Source organism: Mesorhizobium sp. M0227 (genome assembly GCF_040321855.1).
GTDB lineage: Bacteria > Pseudomonadota > Alphaproteobacteria > Rhizobiales > Rhizobiaceae > Mesorhizobium.
Genome location: NZ_JAMYSJ010000007.1, coordinates 94,976 through 107,578, shown reverse-complemented (window position 1 = coordinate 107,578; position 12,603 = coordinate 94,976). Strand labels below are relative to the sequence as shown.

Sequence of the window (12,603 nt, the reverse complement as noted above, 5' to 3'; positions counted from 1 at the left end):
CGCGAAGTCGCCAGCCGCGGGGGCCGAACGGGCCGTACTATCGGTTGCGCGAAAGCGTTTTCTCGACATAGCGCGAGAAGTCTTCGACATCCTCCGCCGGAGGCTCCTGGCCGGTGAAGCTGCGCAGATAACCGGCGACGTGAGGCAGGCGGCTGCTCATCGGCTCGTTGAGCTCAAGCGAGTAATAGCCGATCTGCATGAAATACAGCACACGGGCTCGCACGAACGCGTCTTCTTCCTCATAGCCGTGGCGCATGAACATGTCGCGGATGGCGTTGACGCGCTCCTCGTCGGCCTCGTCGAGCGCGCGCCTGATGGCGGGCGAGCGGCGGGCCCAGGCCCTGATCGCGAAATCCAGCTGCGGATCGAACAGTTTTTCGTCCACCCAGCATTCGAAAATGCTCATCACCCCGCGGATGACGGTCGCGGAAGGCCGCCTGGCCCGTTCGACGATGAACCTGGTGTTGGTCTGCCGCCAGTAATCCAGCAATTGATCGAGCAGATCCTGTCGGCTCTTGAAATACCAGTAGAAGCTGGAACGCGACACATCGAGCTTCTGTCCAAGCGTCAGCACGCGGACGCGTTCGACCCCGTCAGAGATCAACGTTTCAAGCGCAAGCTTCAGCCAGTCTTCGCGAGTGGCCTTGATATTGCCGGTGGCGCCGGCGCGCTGAATCGTCGTTTCGAGAGCTGCCATCGACACGACGCATGACACGCTGCCTCAGGCAAATCAAGGCTATGGACATCTGTGTACAGACCAAATCGGCCCCAAGCCGAACGATGCATCGTGGCTGTTGGCTGCATCGAGGCTCGATGGGGCATTGTCGTCGCCCGCCATCCGCGCGGCGCAAGCGGGGATTTTTGTCGCGGCTGCTGGTTCACTGTTTGCTTTCCCGCGAGGCAATTGTCTGGCAAATACCAGTTCAGACAGATGCCCGCGCGGCCAACAAGCAGGAACATACGATATGACGCTGTTTCGAAAGAACCTCATCGATGGCGAGTGGGTCGGCGACGCCGGTTCGCGCAACATCAACCCCTCGGATACCGGTGACATCGTCGGCGATTATGCCTCGGCGGGTGTCGAACAGGCCAAGCAGGCGATCGCCGCGGCCAAGGCAGCGTTCCCGGCTTGGTCCCGCTCCGGTCCGCTGGCGCGTCACGCGGTGCTGAAAAAGGCCTCCGACGAGATTTTGGCGCGCAAGGACGAGATTGGCCGCAACCTGGCGCGTGAGGAAGGCAAGACGCTGGCCGAAGGCATCGGCGAGACCATTCGCGCCGCCCAGATTTTCGATTTCTTTGCCGGCGAAACGTTGCGTTTGACCGGAGAGGTCGTGCCGAGCGTGCGACCGGGCGTCGGCGTCGAGATGACGCGCGAGGCGGTCGGCGTGGTCGGCATCATCACGCCATGGAATTTTCCGATCGCCATTCCGGCCTGGAAGATCGCCCCGGCATTAACCCACGGCAACACCGTCGTCTTCAAGCCGGCGGAGCTGGTTCCCGAGAGCGCCTGGACCATTGTCGACATCCTGCATCGCGCCGGCCTGCCGAAGGGCGTGCTCAATCTCGTCATGGGCAAGGGTTCGGTGGTCGGTCAGGCGATGCTCGACAGTCCCGACGTCAACGCCATCAGCTTCACCGGCTCGGTCGGTACCGGCAAGCGCGTTGCCGCGGCAAGCATCGAACACATGCGCAAGTTCCAGCTTGAAATGGGCGGCAAGAACCCACTGGTCGTGCTCGACGATGCCGATCTTGCGATCGCCGTCGATTGCGCGCTCAATGGCGCCTTCTTCTCGACCGGCCAGCGCTGCACCGCGTCGTCCAGGCTGATCGTGACCGAGGCCATCCATGACCGTTTCGTCGATGCCCTCAAGGATCGCATGAGCAAACTGGTCATCGGCGATGCGCTCGACGCGCAGACCCAGATCGGTCCTGTCGTCGACGCGACGCAGCTGAAGCAGGACGAGGACTATATCGCCATCGGCGTCAGGGAAGGTGCCACGCTCGCCTTCGGCGGCGAGCGGCTCGACCGCAAGACGCCAGGCTTCTATCTGCAGCCGGCATTGCTGACCGAGGCCACCAATGCCATGCGCAGTTCGCGCGAGGAGATTTTCGGACCTGTCGCCAGCGTCATTCGCGTCAAGGACTATGACGAGGCGCTTTCCGTCGCCAACGACACGCCCTTCGGCTTGACCTCCGGCATCTGCACCTCGAGCCTCAAGCATGCCACGCACTTCAAGCGCAATTCGGAGGCCGGAATGGTGATGGTCAACCTGCCGACGGCGGGTGTCGATTTCCATGTTCCCTTCGGCGGCCGCAAGGGTTCGAGCTATGGGCCGCGCGAGCAGGGCCACTATGCGGCGGAGTTCTACACCACGGTGAAGACGGCCTATACGTTCGCAGGCTGATCGGCCGTCGACCGATCAGCCTGACTGATCGGTCACTGCCGATCATGCCGGCAACACCGCCATGCACATCTGGATTGGACGGCGCGAAAGGATGACAGTGCAAGATCTGATCTGGCTTAACCCGCCGCCGCACCATTCTATCGACGGCGACAGCGTTCGTGTGCGCACCGGTAAGGAGACCGATTTCTGGCGCGAGACCTTCTACGGTTTCTGGCGCGACAACGGCCACTTCCTGCACCGGCCGGTCGAAGGCGATTTCAGCGCCGAAGTCACGGTCAAAGGCGACTACGAAGTCCTCTATGATCAGGCCGGGCTGATGGTCCGGCTCAGCGAAACGCACTGGATCAAGGCCGGTATCGAGTACACCGACGGCCTTGCCTATTTCTCCGTTGTCGTCACCAACGACACGTCAGACTGGTCGCTGGTCGCCATTCATGCCGATCCGAACGGCGTCAGGATCCGGTTGACCCGTCACGCCGAGGCGATCCGCGTCCAGTACCTCGATGCTTCCGACGGCCACTGGAAGCCTGTGCGGCTTGCCTATTTCCCGACCTCGAAGACGGTCGATATCGGCATGATGTGCTGTTCGCCGCAACGCGAGGGCTTTGAGGTAACGTTCTCCGATTTCTCCCTCGGTCCGCCGATATCGCGGGAATTGCACGATTGAGATGTGCGGTCTTGCGCTGAACCGCAAGCACTTCGACCTTTGCCGCGATCAAGTCTGTAGACCGCCGCGTGCCTCCGTCCGTGCCGGGAGTTGGTCGCGGCACTGCAGCCGGCGAGATCGTCAGCCAGTTGCGACGCCGCCAGACGGCTCGAAATTTTTAGCCCGGGTTCGGCTCAAGGCGAATATGCCAGGCAGTACGTTGCAACGCTATTGCCATCCGCGCTAGGAGTTGCCGATGGGCAGGTTTCGAAGGGCTGTCAAAAGAGTCGTCTATTCCAGGGCGCTAAGGTTTCTTGACGTTCCGCCCGTGCTGTGGTCGCAGGGCATCGGGCATTTCTGCGATTTCGCCGGGCCGCGCTGGTATCGCAACGCGCCAACTGCATCGACGCAGAGCGAGGCATTTTTCCGCCAACATTACAGCGGCGCGCATGGCATCGTCTGGCTGCGCCTGAGCACCTTGTCCAGGGATGCGCAAACCTGCGACCTCGACACGTTCGTGAGGATCGTGCTGCCGACGATCACGGCACCGTTCACGCTGCTGACGACCGACGGAGATGCTTCGGTGCCGTCGGATCTGGCGAAGGACACCGTCGACCAACTTCTCGCCAACCCTTTCCTGGTCTCTTGGTACAGCCAGAATTGTGACGGCACTCACCCCAGAGTGAAGCCTTTCCCGATCGGGCTCGATCTTCACACGCCTCGGTCCCTTGCCACGCCGGCAGGGCTTGTGAAGCAACTGGAAATCATACGCGCCCGGCAGGATCATGTGGACCGCCGCCCGCCCAGGCTGTTCTCTGATTTCAGCATCAGCAATGGCTCGAGGCAGCGCCGGGAACTGCTTGATGCCCTGGGCGGATGTCCGCATGTCGATTTCCTGACGAAACGGGTCTCCCAGCGCTCGATCTGGCAACTATACTCGCAATATCCGCTCGTGCTGTCCACCGAAGGCAATGGCCTGGACTGCCATAGGACATGGGAGCTGTTTTATCTCGGCTGCATCGTCGTCACCAGGACCTCGCCGCTCGACCCGCTCTACCAGGGCCTGCCTGTCATTATCGTCGACGACTGGCATGAGGTGAGGGACCCCGATGCGCCGAGACGCTGGATAGAGCAGGTCGCGCATCTGACCGACCGGGGCCATGTTTGGGGACGCTTGCATCCGCAAACCTATCTCGGCCCCATTCGGCAAGAGCTTCAGCACGCATCCTGATAGGGCAGACCACGAAATTCCGGCTGGACGTGGTGCGAAGCGGGGCTCCTGCAAGCGATGTGGAACGATGTGGCTCCTCCATATCTGGTGGAGGGACGGATCATGTGCCAGCCTCGTCCAGCCCCAGCCCGCCGCGGACAGCATTGCGGATGGCTTCTGGGCCGAACCTTGCCCAAACCGCTTGATGCGCGCGGATGCGCTGCCGTGCCCTGCGGTCGGCATCCAGGCAGAGTCCGACAGCCATTCCGGCAAGCCCTTCATCGGTATCCGACAGCAGCAGCTCCTCCCCGTCGACCAGATCCAGGCCCTCGGCCGCCAGAGGCGTGGCGATCACCGGCACGCCCCACGCCATCGCCTCCAAAATCTTGATGCGGGTGCCGCCGCCTGCCGCAAGCGGGATGATGGTGAGATGCGCTCTCGAAAGAAGCGGCGCCATGTCTTCGGGGTCTTCGACAAGCTCCACGCCCCGCAATCCTGCCAGCGCTTGCACGGCCGTTGCCGGGTTGCGCCCAGCGAGAATCAATGTCGCGGTCGGCAAGGCCAGTCGGATGCGCGTAAGTATGGAGCCGGCTAATCTCTGGACGGCGTCGACGTTTGGCGGATAGCCGAGATGGCCGACGAACAGGATCACCGGAAAGCTTTCGCCGGATCCGGGCTCGGCGGGCAGCGTTTCGGGGCTGTGCCCGGCGTGCGGAATTCCGTTTGGAACGACGTCGATCGGCAACTTATGCCGGGAAAGCGCCATCAACCGCTCTCGATCCTGGCTCGAGCAGACCCAGACCCGGTCGACAAGGGCAATCGCTTTTCTCTCGAGACGCCGGATGCCAAGGCCCGCGCTGATCGTCGCCACCGCAGGCCGCTTCACATCGACGTGCCGCAACTGCCCCGCCAAGTCGGACTCGACGTTGTGCATGTCGAGGATGAGATGTTTCGTCAATGCCCGCAAAGGCCGCAGCAGCTTGAACAGGCCGATGCCCTCGATCAGCACCGTATCGGGGCGGAAGTCCCGAACCAGTGCCTCCAGCCGCGTCAAGGCGACGCGCGAGATGCGACGCTCCGCCCTTATGCGCCACCACCCGATCGAAGCGGAGCGGGCCTCTCCCTTGATCGACAAGGCTTCGGTGCGGATCGACGGATCGGTTGTTTCCGTCGCCTGCGGCAGCACAGACACCAGGCAGACCGGGCCGAATTGCGCAGCAGACTCAGCATTGCGGTAGTTCCGCAAATCCGCGCCGGAGATCGGCGGAAAGGCCGGATCGTGGGACACAACCAGCACACGTCGCCCGGCTTTCGCCGCGGAGGCAGCGTCGAGCGGTTGTGCGTCCGCGGGTTTCAAAGCGGACGCTCTGGGCTTTGCGCCGGAGGCTTCATTCCAGACGACATGCGCGACGGCCCCAAAACCACAACAATCGGCTTCGACTTGTTCAGCCGAACGCCGCTTTCGTCAAGCGCCGCATCGTCGCTGAATGTCAGATGCACCAGTTGCGCGCCCTGCCGAATGTCACCATCGCCTGGACCACGCCAACCAGCGGCCCGCCAGATGCTTCCATGATGAGGTGAGCCTTGTCCGCCGATAGGCGTCACCGGCCATCTTGATGCCTTGCGCCTGCGTCGGGAATGGATGGATGACGTCGGCCAGCGCCCGCAGTCCCATGTCCGATTTGATCGCCAGCGACACCGCATTGATCATCTCGCCGGCATGGCTGGCGACGACCGTGGCGCCCAGGATGCGGTCGGACCCCTCCCTGACGTGGATTTTGACAAAACCCTCCTCCTCGCCGTCCATCACCGCACGGGCGACATCGTGCATCAGCACCGTATAGGTCTTGACCGGAATGCCGCTCTGGCGCGCCTCCGCCGGATAGAGGCCGACATGGGCGATCTCCGGATCGGTATAGGTGCACCACGGAATGACCAGTTCGCTCAGTTTCCTGCGTCCGAGAAACAGGGCATTGCGCACGACCATGCGGGCTGTCGCCTCGGCGGTGTGGGTGAATTTGTAGGCGAGGCAGACATCGCCCGCCGCATAGATGCGCGGATTTGTGGTGCGGAGACAGTCGTCTACCTTGATACCGTCGGCATCATATGCCACCCCGGCGTTTTCTAGGTCGAGGCCGTCGACATTGGGCGATCGGCCGATGCCGGTGATGATCTCGTCGACGGAAATCGTCGTCGTGACGTCGTCGCACACCAGGTCGGCGAGCTTCTTGCCGCCTTCCGTCCGCACCGCCACCACCTCGGTGTTGAGGCGAACTTCGACACCTTCGCGCGCCAGCGCGTCCGAAAGAATTTGGGCGGCATCGCGTTCCTCACCGGGCAGGAACATCGGTTCGCGCTGCGCCTGGATGACCTTCGCGCCCAGCAGGCAGAAGGCCTGCGCCGCTTCGCAACCGAGTGGTCCGCCGCCGATGACCAGAAGCCGCTTCGGGCACTCCGTGAGATCGAACATGGTCTCGTTGCTGAGATAGCCGGCGTCGGCAAGCCCCGAGATCGTCGGCAGCCTCGGGCGCGCGCCTGTCGCGATCAGCGCCTTTCTGAAACGCAAGGTTTGTCCGGCGACCGTGACAGCGTCCCTTCCGGAAAACCGCGCTTCACCGAAATAAAGGTCGATGCCTTCGGCAATCAGGCTATCGGCGGCATCGGCGCGGCTGATCCGCTGCCGGATCTGCCGCATCCGCGTCATGGCGCGCTGAAAGTTGACGTGAAGACGGTCCGGCATGTCGCCGCCGAAATTCTCGGCGTCGCGCATGTCGGCATAAAGCCTTGCGGTGCGGATGATCGACTTCGACGGGATGCAGCCGACATTGACGCAAGTTCCGCCGATCAGGTTGCGCTCGATGAGCGCGACCTTTGCGCCGAGGCCGGCCGCTTCGTAGGCGGCGGTCAGTCCAGCCGGTCCGGCACCGATGACGACGAGGTTGTAGGGACCGTCCGGCTGCGGGTTCTTCCGGTGCGGCGGATGGGCGCCCTTGATCAGCTCAATGTCGTTGTGATCGACAGGAAAGGCGGCAGCCCTGGTCCGGTCACGCGACATCGCCGCCACCCGACGCCGGGCTTGCCGGCTGAGACAGCCAGCCGCCATTGAATCCGGCCTTGCGCAAGCCGTTGCGGATGTGTTGATTTGACCGCATCAGTCTCCAGATCAACCCTGACCGATGGTTCTCGATCATCATCACCACGATGCCTTGATCCAGCCCATAGTGGCCTTCCGACACCCAGCCGTGCCTCCCGAATTTACGTCGGTTCGCCAATGTCGGATTGAAACCGCTCGGCAGTCGGAAATTGTCGATCACCTCGGGGTAGCGCTCACCGAGATGGCGCAACGCCGCCAGGCAGATCTCCGGGGCGAAAGGCAGTGATGCCGGATAGGACCAAGGCGCGATCGTCCCGTCATCGGGACCGAACGGCGCGCCGCGCGCGGCATAGCCGGAAAACCGCCGGCGCTGTCGCTCCACGCTGGTGCGAAAACCGCCTGGCCCGTCGCCCGCCGAAAGACCCCAAAGGTTCTCGTCGTAGCCGCCATAGCCGTAAGGGTTGTGGCGTGCATAGTCGCGATGCAGATAGGTCGAGCGGCGGCTGTTTTCGAAATAGTCCGAGTTCTTCTCGCGCATGAAGGCGTCGCGGATGCCGGCGAAATCGATCCAGGCATGCGAGAACTGGTGCATGAACAGCGGACCGCCATACAGCACGTCGTAGCCGTAAATGTTCTCCCACTGATAGGTCGCCGTCCAGCCCTCGTAGCTGTTGTCCGAAGTCGGGCTGTCGGGCGAGGCCATCGACAGGACGTAGAGGATCGTGGCTTCGTTGTAGCCCTCCCAGCCATAGTGGAGAAAGCCGCTCCTCGGCTTCCAGCCTTGTCGCAAGGTCGGGCTTGAGCCTTGTGCCCACCGCCAGTCGACGCGCCGGTAGAGCGCCTCGGCCAGTTGGCGGATTTCGGCTTCCTCGTCATCATCACCGGAGAAATAGGCGCCCGCCACCAGCATGCCCGATATCAGCAATGCCGTATCCACCATCGACAGTTCGCAGCGCCAGACGCGCAGGCCGGTCCGCATGTCGAGGAAATGGTAGTAGAAACCCTTGTGGCCGGTGACCTCCTCGCCATTGCCTTGCGAGCCGGCCGAGAAGAAACGCAACGCGGCCAGCGTCAGCTTCGCGGCGGCATCGCGCGCCATCCAGCCGCGCTCGACGCCGACCGGATAGCTGGACAGCGCGAAGCCGACGACAGCGATGCTGGCCGGCGAATTCGGCCGCGAGGTGTCGGCGACCAATCCGTTTTCGGGGTTCACGTTCTCGAGGAAATAGTCGAAGGCGGCGCGCTGATAGCGGTCCAGAAGCTCGTCGTCGGACAGCGCGCCAGGCTCGGCCCTAAGCAAAGGAAGCAAGCTCCCGCCGGATGGCTGCAGCGTCCGTCAACCGCCAACCAGTTGCCCCGCGCCGGCAGGTCATCACGCATGCTGAACTGTCATGCCGCGTCATAGCTTTCCCGCATAGCTTTGTTGCGTCAACGTCGATTCGACGTCTGGACTATACGCCCCTACGCTCCAGTTCGTTGCGTCGTCACGCGGAATTGAGATGCGTCCTGCCTCAGTAGGTGGCGCGGCCGCCGGAAACGTCGAACACGGCGGCGGTCGTGAACGAACACTCTTCCGAGGCGATCCAGCAGATCAGCGCCGCCACCTCGTCGACCTCGCCGAAGCGCGCCATCGGTATCTTGGACAGCATGAAGTCGATGTGCTCCTGGCTCATCTGCCTGAAGATCGCGGTGCGCACGGCCGCCGGTGTGACGCAATTGACCGTCACCTTGGTCTTGGCCAACTCCTTACCGAGCGACTTGGTCAGGCCGATCACCGCGGCCTTCGAGGTGCTGTAGGCCGAAGCGTTGGGATTGCCTTCCTTGCCGGCGATCGAAGCGATGTTGACGATGCGGCCATAGTTGCGCTCGAGCATGTGCGGGACAAGCGCCTTGTTGCAATAGAAGACGCCATTGATGTTGATGTCGATGACCTTCTGCCAATCTTCGACCGAGTAATTCCAGGTCGTCATGTTGGGTCCGGTGATCGCCGCACTGGTGACCAGGATGTCGACACCACCAAGCGCTTCGATCGCCGACTGCTTGGCGCGTTCCACACCGGCCGCATTGGCGACGTCGATGGCAACACCGTGGAGGCCGGGAAGGGTAGCCTTGGCCTGTTCGATCTGAGCCGGATCGCGATCCCAGACTGAAACCCGTCCGCCCTCTTCGACAATCCTCTGAGCCACTGCCAGACCGATGCCCGATGCGCCGCCGGTGATCACCGCCGCTCGACCGCTGAACCGTCCTGCAAAATTCATCGGCATCTGATTCTCCCCCCGTCACCTGAACCCGATGGACGCCAACCACGCGCGACCGCCATACCATCGACGGCGACTGTGCGGTCACCATCAGGCAAGTTCAAGCCGGCATGCGAGGCCGATCGTCTGGGCCAATCCCGTTACCCGGCATGTCCCTCGAGCTCTCTGCCCAGCGCCTTCACCATCGCCACCAGCGCCGGTCCGATCTCGGCATGCGCGCGCTCTTCCGTGATGATCTCGCCGATGCCGCCGCAGGTGATGGCAACCAGCGGCGAGCCGTCACTCGGACGGAACGGCACGCCGACTGCATGGATGTAGCTGTGCCAGGCGCCGAACGACGTCACATAGCCCTTGTCGGCATACTGGGCGATCGCATCGTCGATCGCCGCCGCGATCATCGCCGCCCTGTCCGGCTCGGCCTCCTGCAAAGCCCCCACAAGGCTGGCACGCTCCTCGGATGAAAGTGCCGCCGCATAGGCCAGCCCCATCGATGTCTTCCAGATCGGCAGATAGGAGCCCGGGTTGAGGCGCAGCGTGACAAGGCTCTCCGACCGGCAGTTGGCGAGATAGACCATGTTGAGGCTGTCGCGGGTGCCGAGCGCCACCGCCGCCCCCGTCAAATCGGCCAGCGGCTGCATCAGCGGCCGGGCGACGTGGACAACCGCACTGGAACTCAGTGCCGAATAACCCAGCGCCACGGTGGCTGGTCCCAGGCTGTAGCGGCCAAGGTCCTTGTCGTAGAGGAGATAGCCGAGCGCGCTTAGCGTATAGGTGATGCGGGAAACCGTGGCCTTGGGCAGGCCGGTGCGGGCAATGATGTCCTGATTGCCGAGTGAGGCATCGCCCGGGCGGAAAGCGCGCAGGATGCCGAGCCCGCGCACCAGCGACGACGAAAGCTGCGCGCCTTCGACTTCAAGCTCCGTCTCGTCCCTGGTGACTCGCTTGCGCACGCTGAGGTCTTTCTGGCGTCGTCGTCCGCCTGTCGGGCCGGTGTCGCCGGCGCTGTCTCAAAAGTGAAATTAAATTCCATTTATATTGACAGGCGCTTTCACCCACTGTCAATATGCTTCCCTCGATGGCATCTCCAAGCGCCTTGTGCCATCTTACGAAGCCCCTCCTTGTGAAGGTAGCCACGTGTCTCGCTATATTTTGCGCCGGCTTATCGCCATGCCGTTTCTGGTGCTCGGCATCGTCACCATTGCCTTCCTGATCACCACGGTGACCAAGGGCGATCCGCTGACCGCGATTGTCGCCGAACAGCAGATGAGCAACCCCGAAGTGGTGGCCGCCGCCAAGGCGCGCTGGGGTCTCGATCGTCCTTTGCCGGAACGCTATATGATATATCTCAGTAATCTGCTGAGCGGCGATCTTGGCACCTCGTTCATCACCAAGCGCAATGTCGGCACCGACATTCTCTACCGCTTGCCGGCAACGCTCGAACTGGTTTGCGCTGCGATGATCTTCGGCACCACGCTCGGCATTGTGCTTGGTGTGCTAGCCGCCTATTTCCGCAACAGCCTGATTGACCATGGCGCGCGGCTGTTCGCCTTGTTCGGCTCTTCGCTGCCGGTGTTCTGGTCGGGGCTCGGCCTGTTGTTCATCTTCTCCGTCATGCTGAACTGGCTGCCGGGGCCGGGCAGGGTCGATGCCCGCCTGGCATTGCCGCCCGGCATCACGGGCTTCCTGACCATCGATTCGCTTCTGGCTGGCGACTGGACCGTCCTCAAGGACGCGCTCTGGCACCTGCTTCTGCCGGCCTTCGTGCTCGGCTGGACGGTTTCGGGCACCATATCGCGGCTGGTGCGCGCCAACATGCTGGATGTGATGAGCCGCGAGTTCGTGCTCACCGCGCGCGCCAAGGGGGCGAGCGAATTCCGCGTCGTCATTGTCCACGCGCTGCGCAACACCATGGTGCCGACCTTGACCGTCATCGGCTACTCCTTCGCCTATCTGATCACCGGCGCGGTGCTGACCGAGACCATCTTCTCCTGGCCGGGCATGGGTTCCTATGCCGTCGAGGCGGCGCGCGCGCTCGACTTCCCGGCAATCATCGGCGTTACCATCGTTGGCGGCCTCGCCTTCCTGGTCACCAACCTCATCACCGACATACTCTATGTCGTGGCCAATCCGCGGGTGAGATTAAGCTGATGGCAGTCGTCGTCACCAAGTCCCGCTCCTCGACGGTTCCCGAATGGCTGACCGCGCCTTTGGTCATCGGCACGATCGTCATCCTGTTTTGGCTGTTCATGACCGTGTTCGCCAATCTGGTCGTGCAGTTCGATCCGCTCGAAATGGTGGCGCGCCGGCTGCAGCCGCCGAGCTGGGCGCACTGGCTGGGCACCGACGCACTCGGGCGCGATGTGCTGGCCCGCACTCTGCACGGGGCCGCGCATTCGCTGCCTATCGCGGTACTGGTCGTCGTCTCCGCTGTGATCATCGGCTCGCTGCTCGGCGCCATTTCCGGCTTCGTCGGCGGCCTGACCGGCGCGGCGATTATGCGGCTTGTCGACGTCACTCTGTCCTTTCCGCCGATGCTGCTGGCCATGGCCGTCGCGGCGTCGCTCGGCCCCGGCCTCGGCAATGCCGCCATCGCCATGGTGCTGGTCTGGTGGCCGGTCTACGCCCGGCTGATGCGGGCGCAGGTGCTGGAGGTGAAGGAGCGCGAGCATGTCGAGGCGGCGATCGCTGCCGGCGCCAGGCCTCGACGCGTGCTGTTCACGCACATATTGCCGCTTTGCTGGACCCCGGTGCTGATCAGCGCGACCATGGATCTCGGCCAGGTCGTGCTGCTTGCCGCGTCGCTCAGCTTCATCGGGCTCGGCGCCACGCCGCCGACGCCTGAATGGGGGTCGATGATCTCCGATGGCGCCGTCCATTTCTACCAATGGTGGATCGCCTTCGGTCCCGGCGTCGCCATCCTCACCATCGTGCTCGGCTTCAACTTCATCGGCGACGGCTTGCGCGACATTCTCGATCCAAGGTCGGATTAA

The 12,603-nt window shown here is 63.1% G+C and carries 11 protein-coding genes; 5 read left to right on the top strand and 6 right to left on the bottom strand.

Going from position 1 to position 12,603, the window contains the following annotated elements:
* Nucleotides 1-37: 37 nt before the first annotated feature.
* Complete coding sequence (locus NKJ00_RS12160; RefSeq protein WP_164779967.1) at nucleotides 38-697, bottom strand: TetR/AcrR family transcriptional regulator; 660 nt, start codon at nucleotides 695-697, stop codon at nucleotides 38-40.
* Between the two features lie 268 nt (nucleotides 698-965).
* Between NKJ00_RS12160 and NKJ00_RS12155 the strand changes: the two genes are divergently transcribed.
* The 3 genes from NKJ00_RS12155 to NKJ00_RS12145 all read left to right on the top strand — a co-directional run bounded on the left by NKJ00_RS12155 (nucleotide 966) and on the right by NKJ00_RS12145 (nucleotide 4,282).
* Nucleotides 966-2,405 carry an aldehyde dehydrogenase family protein gene (locus NKJ00_RS12155; protein WP_023811552.1) on the top strand — a complete coding sequence of 480 codons (1,440 nt, stop codon included), beginning with the start codon at nucleotides 966-968 and terminating at the stop codon, nucleotides 2,403-2,405.
* Nucleotides 2,406-2,496: 91 nt separating this feature from the next.
* Nucleotides 2,497-3,072, top strand: coding sequence for a DUF1349 domain-containing protein (locus NKJ00_RS12150; protein ID WP_023811553.1), 576 nt, complete (start codon nucleotides 2,497-2,499; stop codon nucleotides 3,070-3,072).
* Between the two features lie 235 nt (nucleotides 3,073-3,307).
* Nucleotides 3,308-4,282: a hypothetical protein gene (locus NKJ00_RS12145; protein WP_352439775.1), complete on the top strand. Its 975-nt coding sequence runs from the start codon at nucleotides 3,308-3,310 to the stop codon at nucleotides 4,280-4,282.
* 100 nt (nucleotides 4,283-4,382) lie between these two features.
* Here the strand turns inward: NKJ00_RS12145 and NKJ00_RS12140 are convergent, their stop codons facing one another.
* The 5 genes from NKJ00_RS12140 to NKJ00_RS12120 all read right to left on the bottom strand — a co-directional run bounded on the left by NKJ00_RS12140 (nucleotide 4,383) and on the right by NKJ00_RS12120 (nucleotide 10,563).
* On the bottom strand, nucleotides 4,383-5,447 hold the full coding sequence (locus NKJ00_RS12140) for a glycosyltransferase family 4 protein (RefSeq protein WP_352629936.1): 1,065 nt from the start codon (nucleotides 5,445-5,447) through the stop codon (nucleotides 4,383-4,385).
* A gap of 336 nt (nucleotides 5,448-5,783) precedes the next feature.
* Nucleotides 5,784-7,316 carry a mercuric reductase gene (locus tag NKJ00_RS12135; RefSeq protein ID WP_352439773.1) on the bottom strand — a complete coding sequence of 511 codons (1,533 nt, stop codon included), beginning with the start codon at nucleotides 7,314-7,316 and terminating at the stop codon, nucleotides 5,784-5,786.
* Nucleotides 7,306-8,655 carry a glucoamylase family protein gene (locus NKJ00_RS12130; protein ID WP_352629934.1) on the bottom strand — a complete coding sequence of 450 codons (1,350 nt, stop codon included), beginning with the start codon at nucleotides 8,653-8,655 and terminating at the stop codon, nucleotides 7,306-7,308. Before NKJ00_RS12130 ends, NKJ00_RS12135 begins: the two co-directional genes overlap by 11 nt.
* 211 nt (nucleotides 8,656-8,866) lie before the next feature.
* Entirely contained in the window at nucleotides 8,867-9,619 is a 753-nt protein-coding gene (locus NKJ00_RS12125; RefSeq protein ID WP_352612464.1) for an SDR family NAD(P)-dependent oxidoreductase, read from the bottom strand.
* A gap of 134 nt (nucleotides 9,620-9,753) precedes the next feature.
* The gene (locus NKJ00_RS12120) at nucleotides 9,754-10,563 is read right to left on the bottom strand and encodes an IclR family transcriptional regulator (RefSeq protein WP_352612466.1); all 810 of its coding nucleotides are present in this window, start codon (nucleotides 10,561-10,563) and stop codon (nucleotides 9,754-9,756) included.
* A gap of 184 nt (nucleotides 10,564-10,747) precedes the next feature.
* Here NKJ00_RS12120 and NKJ00_RS12115 point away from each other — a divergent pair, with 184 nt between their 5' ends.
* Both NKJ00_RS12115 and NKJ00_RS12110 read left to right on the top strand, forming a co-directional pair.
* A complete protein-coding gene (locus tag NKJ00_RS12115) occupies nucleotides 10,748-11,761 on the top strand; it encodes an ABC transporter permease (RefSeq protein WP_128302838.1) in 1,014 nt (337 codons plus the stop codon).
* Complete coding sequence (locus tag NKJ00_RS12110) at nucleotides 11,761-12,603, top strand: ABC transporter permease (RefSeq protein ID WP_502895274.1); 843 nt, start codon at nucleotides 11,761-11,763, stop codon at nucleotides 12,601-12,603. The genes NKJ00_RS12115 and NKJ00_RS12110 overlap by 1 nt, the downstream gene beginning before the upstream one ends.

What these genes read in the sequence shown, in the direction of transcription:
- NKJ00_RS12160 (WP_164779967.1), bottom strand. Translation starts at nt 697, where the DNA reads ATGGCAGCTCTCGAAACGACGATTCAGCGCGCCGGCGCCACCGGCAAT.
- NKJ00_RS12155 (WP_023811552.1), top strand. Translation starts at nt 966, where the DNA reads ATGACGCTGTTTCGAAAGAACCTCATCGATGGCGAGTGGGTCGGCGAC.
- NKJ00_RS12150 (WP_023811553.1), top strand. Translation starts at nt 2,497, where the DNA reads ATGACAGTGCAAGATCTGATCTGGCTTAACCCGCCGCCGCACCATTCT.
- NKJ00_RS12145 (WP_352439775.1), top strand. Translation starts at nt 3,308, where the DNA reads ATGGGCAGGTTTCGAAGGGCTGTCAAAAGAGTCGTCTATTCCAGGGCG.
- NKJ00_RS12135 (WP_352439773.1), bottom strand. Translation starts at nt 7,316, where the DNA reads ATGTCGCGTGACCGGACCAGGGCTGCCGCCTTTCCTGTCGATCACAAC.
- NKJ00_RS12125 (WP_352612464.1), bottom strand. Translation starts at nt 9,619, where the DNA reads ATGCCGATGAATTTTGCAGGACGGTTCAGCGGTCGAGCGGCGGTGATC.
- NKJ00_RS12110 (WP_502895274.1), top strand. Translation starts at nt 11,761, where the DNA reads ATGGCAGTCGTCGTCACCAAGTCCCGCTCCTCGACGGTTCCCGAATGG.